Raw genomic sequence first — 6,448 nt, 5'->3', positions numbered from 1 at the left:
CTTGTCCTTGTCACCTTCGGACTGAAGGCCGACGAGCACGCCGATGGCGCCCATGTCGGTCGCCGCCGGATTGTGCACGTAGGACGCAACCACGCCCGGCTCGGCCACGACAACGGCCGCACGGCGCAGGGCCATGTTCTCACCGATCGTGGCGATCAGGTTGGTCAGGTGATCCTCGACCGTGGAACCGCCAGACGTGGACGCTGCCTTGATCTCGGCGACATCACCGCTACCGCCAATGGCGAGGGCAGCGATTTCCTTGACCGCGGTCTGGAACTTTTCGTTCCGGGCCACGAAATCGGTTTCGGAATTGACTTCGACCACAGCGCCCCGGCCACCATCGGTGGCAACGGCAACGAGGCCTTCGGCGGCGACACGGTCGGCCTTCTTGGCAGCCTTGGACAGGCCCTTCTTGCGCAGCCAGTCGACAGCCGCTTCGAAGTCACCATCGGTCTCGCCGAGTGCCTTCTTGCAGTCCATCATGCCTACGCCCGTCTTGTCGCGCAGTTCCTTCACGAGAGCAGCGGTAATGCCAGCCATCGGTTTCTCCTGAATTTCGCTTTGGATCGAAGTCTTAGGCTTCGGTCTTGTCAGATTCGGATGACGTGTCCGTGGCAGCCGCCTCGGCGTCCGCAGCCGGTGCTTCTTCGGCTGCCGGAGCGGCCTCGGCCGGGGCTTCAGCCGGCGCTTCGGCTTCGACCAGCGTCTCGACCGGTGCTTCAGCTTCGCCCAGATCCATGCCCATCGCCAGCTGGCTGTCGCCCATGCCGTCCAGGACAGCGTCGGCGATCAGGTCGCAATACAGCGAGATGGCGCGGCTGGCGTCATCATTGCCCGGGATCGGGAAGTCAACGAGGTCCGGGTCGCAATTGGTGTCGACCACGGCGATGACCGGAATGCCGAGCTTCTTGGCTTCCTGGATGGCGATGCCTTCCTTGTTCGTGTCGATCACGAACATCAGATCCGGCGTGCCGCCCATGTCCTTGATACCGCCCAGCGAACGATCGAGCTTCTCGCGCTCGCGGGTCAGCATCAGCTGTTCTTTCTTGGTCAGGCCGGCCATGCCGCCCTCATTCTCGAACATGCCTTCCAGCTCGCGCAGGCGGGCGATGGAGTTCGAGATGGTGCGCCAGTTGGTCAGCGTACCGCCGAGCCAGCGCTGATTCATGTAGTACTGGGCGCAGCGACCGGCGGCCTGGGCCAGCGGGTCCTGGGCCTGGCGCTTGGTACCGACGAACAGTACGCGACCGCCCTTGGCAGCCGTCTCGCGCACTTTCACCAGGGCCTGGTGCAGCAGCGGAACGGTTTGCGAGAGGTCGATAATGTGAATGTTGGACCGCTCACCAAAGATGAAATCCTTCATCTTCGGGTTCCAGCGGTGGGTCTGGTGTCCAAAGTGACAACCAGCTTCGAGCAGCTGACGCATGCTGAAATCGGGGAGAGCCATCGTGTTTTCCTTTTCCGGTTGGCCTCCACGGGGCGGAGTCACCTGCCTGGACAGATGACACCGGAGCGTCAGGTCAAAAACCGGACGTAGCCCCGTGTGCGTGATGGCGCGGCTTATAGGCGCGCAAGGACGCCTTGGCAAGCGCGTGAGGCCGCCGGAAAAGCAGTGCTGGCATGCGCCCCGGCTATTGCCGCCTCGACTGCCGTCCCGAATGCGCCGAGCGGGATCCGGGGCGGGGGCCCCGGACGCCACAAACGGGGCTCAGTCCTGATCCATCGCAACGGCGACCGGGGATGCCGAGGAATGGTCCGCGACATAATACCAGCGCCCATCAATCTGGGTTTGGACATCCATGAAACGGCCTGTCAGCACAAAGGACTCGCCCCCGCCGGCCGGCGTTTGGGTCAGGGTCCAAAGGCCCCAGGCGGCATGGCTCGTGCCGGAATGGGCCGAGCCATGCGCGTCGATCTCGAGCTCGATATTGTCGAAGGCATCAAAAAAGCCCTGCCAGTCCGCTGCGATCGCAGCGCGGCCGCGGGCATGATTGGCGCTGGGCGTGTAACTGTCGGCATCTTCAACATAAAGACTGGCCAAGGCCTGCGAGTCTTCCGCCTCGATGGCGGCAATGAAGGCCTGCAGCAGCGCGTCGGGCGTCTCCTGGGCCATCACCTGAGAGCTGGCAGACAGGGCCAGCAATCCGGCTGTCAAATATCGGATCATCGATTCATCCCCCTTTTGGATGGCAAGACTATCGCCAGCGCTTTGACCACTTTCAAGTCTGGACAATGCGGCACCGTCGCACGGCCTTGCCTGACTCAGCCCCTCGGCGGCAACGAGGTGCCGACTCTGCGCACGGATGCGACTGGATCACACCGTCTCGACCGAGGCCACGCCCTTCACACCCTTGAGCGCCGCTTGCAACGCTGCATCGGCGTGCTTGTTGGCCCGCTCCAGGCGCGCAAAGGCAGGTTGGCAAGCACGCGAGACCACCGCAAACGCCGCGTTGGCATGCCCTTGCGGATGACTAGTCCGGTGCTCGGGGTTGGGTACCGTGATCACTATCGTCGTCATCGCTCCACCAGCTCCCGCCCCGACGCAAAGCGTGACGCTGGCGCAGGCGGCTTGACCACCAATTCAACGCGCGACACGGACGCCACTCAACCAAGCGAAACACGGGTGCTCGGGCTTGATCCAGTCCGGCGAGATCATTGCGCTCATAGTGCTGCGCCGCGAACTGAATGGCTTTCCCCTTCAATTCAGTCAGATCACGAGCCAGTACGAGGCCGGACGTCGTATATCCGCGGAGAATTTTTCCACTCGCCGCGGATGGCACATCGAGCGCGGACACTTCGACCATCACCCACCAGCCCGGCATCAGACCGTCTCCACCGAGGCCACGCCCTTCACGCCCTTGAGCGCCGCCTGCAGGGCTGCATCGGCGCTGTGGCGGCCGGGCAGTCGCATCTCGATTTCGCCGCCATCACGCAGCGGCAGGAAGAGATCGATCACCGCGTCGTGACTGGCGTCCTTGCGGCCGTTCGCCCGCTCGAGCCGGGCATGTATGCCAGCCAGCGCGCCAGCGGTATCAAGACGGATCCGCAAGCGCTCGGCGGACACTTTCGTGTCGAGCGGTTCGATCTTGTCAGCGAAAAAGGAAATCTGCTCGTCGCGCTCATCGACCCGGCAATTGACCATCACAGCCTGGCCGCTGTCGAGGATATCGCGCGAACTGACCAGCAGATCGGAATTGACGAAGACCTCGAACTCGCCGGTCGGGTCCGACAGGGTTGTCCAGGCGAAACGCTCGCCATTCTTGTTGGAGACCCGCTCCTGGCGCCGCCGCACCATGCCTGCGAGGCGAAGCGCAGTGGCGCCATCGGCGACCCGGGCTGGCGCCTCGGCGAAGAAGACCACGCCGCGACCGGCCAGGTGTTCGGCCAGATCGTCGAGCGGGTGGCCGGACAGGTAGAAACCAATGGCCGACAATTCGGCATCGAGACGCTGGGTCGCGGTCCAGGGATCTGGTTCGGGCAGGCGCGGACGTTCGAGCTGGGCCTCCTCGCCGCCGCCCCCGAACAGGCTGGCCTGGGCGCTTTCGCGCTGCTCGGCGGCATGCTGGGCCATCGAGATCAGGGTTTCCGCCGAGGCCATCACCCGGGCCCGGTCCGGATCGAGGCTGTCAAAGGCGCCGGCCTTGGCGAGGTTTTCAAATGTACGCTTGTTGACCTGACGCGGATCGACCCGTTCGGCGAAGTCATAGAGATCACGGAAGGGGCCATTGGCCTCACGTTCGGCAACGATGTGTTCCATGGCCACAAAGCCGACATTGCGGATGGCGCCGAGGGCAAAGCGGATCGTCCCCTCCTCGACCGAGAAATCGGCCTGCGAGGCATTCACATCCGGCGGCCGCACATCCAGCTTCATGCGCCGTACTTCCTGGAAGAAGGCGGACAGCTTGTCGGTATTGGCGGCGTCCAGCGACATCAACGCGGCCATGAACTCGACCGGATAATTGGCTTTCAGATAGCCGGTCCGGTAGGCGATGGCGGCGTAGGCGGCGGCGTGTGACTTGTTGAAGCCATAGCCGGCGAACTCGGCCACCAGTTCAAAGATGTAGGAGGCCTTCTCGCGGCTGACGCCCTTGGCTTCGGCACCTTCGAGGAAACGGACTTTCTGCTTGTCCATCTCCTCTTTTTTCTTCTTGCCCATGGCCCGGCGCAACAGGTCGGCCTCGCCGAGCGAGTAGCCGGACAGGATCTGGGCGATCTGCATCACCTGTTCCTGGTAGATGATGACGCCATAGGTTTCCGACAGCACGCCTTCGAGATCCGGGTGCAGGCAATCGACCTCGGCGCGACCGAACTTCCGGTCGACATAGACGTCGATATTCTTCATCGGGCCCGGTCGATACAGCGAGATCAGGGCGATCAGGTCCTCGATCGCATCCGGCTTCATCTTCTTGAGCGTGTCGCGCATGCCGGATGATTCCAGCTGGAACACGCCGATCGCATGGCCCGACTGCAGGAGATCGAAGGTCGCCTGGTCGTCGAAATCGAGCCCTTCGATATCGGGCACGTCCTTGCCGGTCGAGGCGATATAACCCAGCGCGCGGGCAATCACGGTCAGGGTTTTCAGTCCCAGGAAGTCGAACTTCACAAGACCGGCGGGCTCGACCCATTTCATGTTGAACTGGGTAGCGGGAATGTCCGAGCGCGGGTCGCGATAGAGCGGCACCAGTTCGGACAGTTTCCGGTCACCGATCACCACACCGGCGGCGTGTGTCGAGGCGTTGCGGAACAGGCCTTCCAGTTTCAGGGCGACGGTCAGCAGCGTGTCGACCGAATCGTCATCGCGGCGCATTTCGCGCAGGCGCGGCTCGATATCGAGCGCCTGGGCCAGGGTGACCGGATTGGCCGGGTTGGCCGGCACCATTTTGGCAAGCCGGTCGACCAGACCCAGAGGGAGCTGCAGCACACGCCCGGTATCGCGCACCACGGCGCGAGCCTGCAGGGTGCCGAAGGTGATGATCTGGGCGACCCGGTCATGTCCGTATTGCTCCTGCACATAGCGGATCACCTCGCCGCGGCGTTCCTGACAGAAGTCGACGTCGAAGTCGGGCATGGAGACCCGCTCGGGATTGAGGAAGCGCTCGAACAGCAGACCGAAGCGCAAGGGATCGAGATCGGTGATGGTCAGGGCGTAGGCGACCAGCGAGCCGGCACCGGACCCCCGGCCCGGCCCGACCGGGATGTCGTTATTCTTGGCCCACTGGATGAAGTCCGAGACGATCAGGAAATAGCCCGGAAACCCCATCTGCTTGATGATGTCGAGCTCGAAGTCGAGACGGGCCCGATACTCCTCCTCGGGCGCTGCCGCATTGATGCTGGCCAGCCGGTCAGTCAGGCCTTCATGGGCGCGCGCGATCAGCTCCTCGACCTCGGTCCTTCCGCCCACGGTGGGGAAGCTGGGCAGGATCGGCGCGTGGGTGCGGACCCGAAAGGCGCAGCGACGGGCAATCTCGATCGTATTGGTCAGCGCTTCCGGCAGGTCGGCAAAGCGCGCATTCATCTCTTCCGGAGTGGTCAGATAGTGGTCCGCCGTCACCCGGCGCCGGTCGGCAACAGAGACGAAAGAGCTCTCCGAGATACACAACAAGGCGTCATGGGCCTTGTGCATCGACTGGTCCGGGAAATAGGCCTCATTGGTCGCAACCAGGGGCAGATCGCGGGCATAGGCCTGGCCGACCAGCCAGTCCTCGGCCTCGAGCTCGGCTTCAAGACCGTGGCGCTGCAGCTCGACATAGAGCCGATCGCCAAAGGCCGTGGCGAGCTGGTCGAGATAGGTCGCCGCTTCGGGCTGACGGCCGCCGGTGATCAGGCGGTTGAGAAGGCCATCCGGCCCGCCGGTCAGGGCAATCAGCCCGGCCGCGTGATCGAGCACCAGGCTGAACGGGATGTGCGGCTCTTCCGTCCCGTCAACATCGAGATAGGCGGCGCTGGAAAGCGCCATCAGATTGCCATAGCCGACCACGTCCTGGGCCAGCAGGACCAGCGTCCCGTCCGGCTCGGCGCGCTCGCCCGGATGCGGATCACCCAGACGGACTTTCAGCGTGCAACCGACAATCGGTTGTACCCCGGCCCCTGACAGGACCTCGGAGAACTCAAGCGCCCCGAAAAGATTGTTTGTGTCCGTCAGCGCGATCGCCGGCATGCCATGGGTCTGACAGGCCTCGACCATTTTGGGCATGCGGATCGCACCCTCGAGCACGGAGTAAGGCGACCGAACCCGCAAATGCACAAAGGGTAGCTGCGCGGCCATCCCATTCTCCCGAACCGGTCCCGATCATGCCTGGATCATGGACACCGCATCAGGCCGCCACCCGGCCCGACCACTCACCGGATCAGCACCTGGCAGCGCCCTCCGAGTCAGCCGGACCAGCATAGACGGTTCAGGCCGCGCCGAGAACAGATCCCCACATGGCGATCATCCAGGCAAAGCCCA

At 63.7% G+C, this 6,448-nt stretch carries 5 protein-coding genes; all 5 read right to left on the bottom strand.

Features of this window, described 5'->3' with window-relative positions:
• The coding region (gene tsf, locus ACN0X9_RS12880; protein ID WP_417487969.1) for a translation elongation factor Ts at window positions 1-540 on the bottom strand (540 nt) is incomplete at its 3' end.
• A 34-nt stretch (window positions 541-574) separates the two neighbouring features.
• Entirely contained in the window at window positions 575-1,447 is an 873-nt protein-coding gene (gene rpsB / locus ACN0X9_RS12875; RefSeq protein WP_417487968.1) for a 30S ribosomal protein S2, read from the bottom strand.
• A gap of 261 nt (window positions 1,448-1,708) precedes the next feature.
• The gene (locus tag ACN0X9_RS12870) at window positions 1,709-2,167 is read right to left on the bottom strand and encodes a YybH family protein (RefSeq protein WP_417487967.1); all 459 of its coding nucleotides are present in this window, start codon (window positions 2,165-2,167) and stop codon (window positions 1,709-1,711) included.
• A 147-nt stretch (window positions 2,168-2,314) separates the two neighbouring features.
• Window positions 2,315-2,518 carry a hypothetical protein gene (locus ACN0X9_RS12865; RefSeq protein WP_417487966.1) on the bottom strand — a complete coding sequence of 68 codons (204 nt, stop codon included), beginning with the start codon at window positions 2,516-2,518 and terminating at the stop codon, window positions 2,315-2,317.
• Window positions 2,519-2,821: 303 nt separating this feature from the next.
• Window positions 2,822-6,265: a DNA polymerase III subunit alpha gene (gene dnaE / locus ACN0X9_RS12860; protein WP_417487965.1), complete on the bottom strand. Its 3,444-nt coding sequence runs from the start codon at window positions 6,263-6,265 to the stop codon at window positions 2,822-2,824.
• Window positions 6,266-6,448: the final 183 nt, after the last annotated feature.

It is taken from the genome of Maricaulis sp. (assembly GCF_048268525.1).
Lineage (GTDB): Bacteria > Pseudomonadota > Alphaproteobacteria > Caulobacterales > Maricaulaceae > Maricaulis.
The sequence above is the reverse complement of the archived record's forward strand: the minus strand, read 5'-3'. Positions and strand labels throughout refer to the sequence as shown.

What these genes read in the sequence shown, in the direction of transcription:
- dnaE (WP_417487965.1), bottom strand. Translation starts at nt 6,265, where the DNA reads ATGGCCGCGCAGCTACCCTTTGTGCATTTGCGGGTTCGGTCGCCTTAC.
- ACN0X9_RS12865 (WP_417487966.1), bottom strand. Translation starts at nt 2,518, where the DNA reads ATGACGACGATAGTGATCACGGTACCCAACCCCGAGCACCGGACTAGT.
- ACN0X9_RS12870 (WP_417487967.1), bottom strand. Translation starts at nt 2,167, where the DNA reads ATGATCCGATATTTGACAGCCGGATTGCTGGCCCTGTCTGCCAGCTCT.
- rpsB (WP_417487968.1), bottom strand. Translation starts at nt 1,447, where the DNA reads ATGGCTCTCCCCGATTTCAGCATGCGTCAGCTGCTCGAAGCTGGTTGT.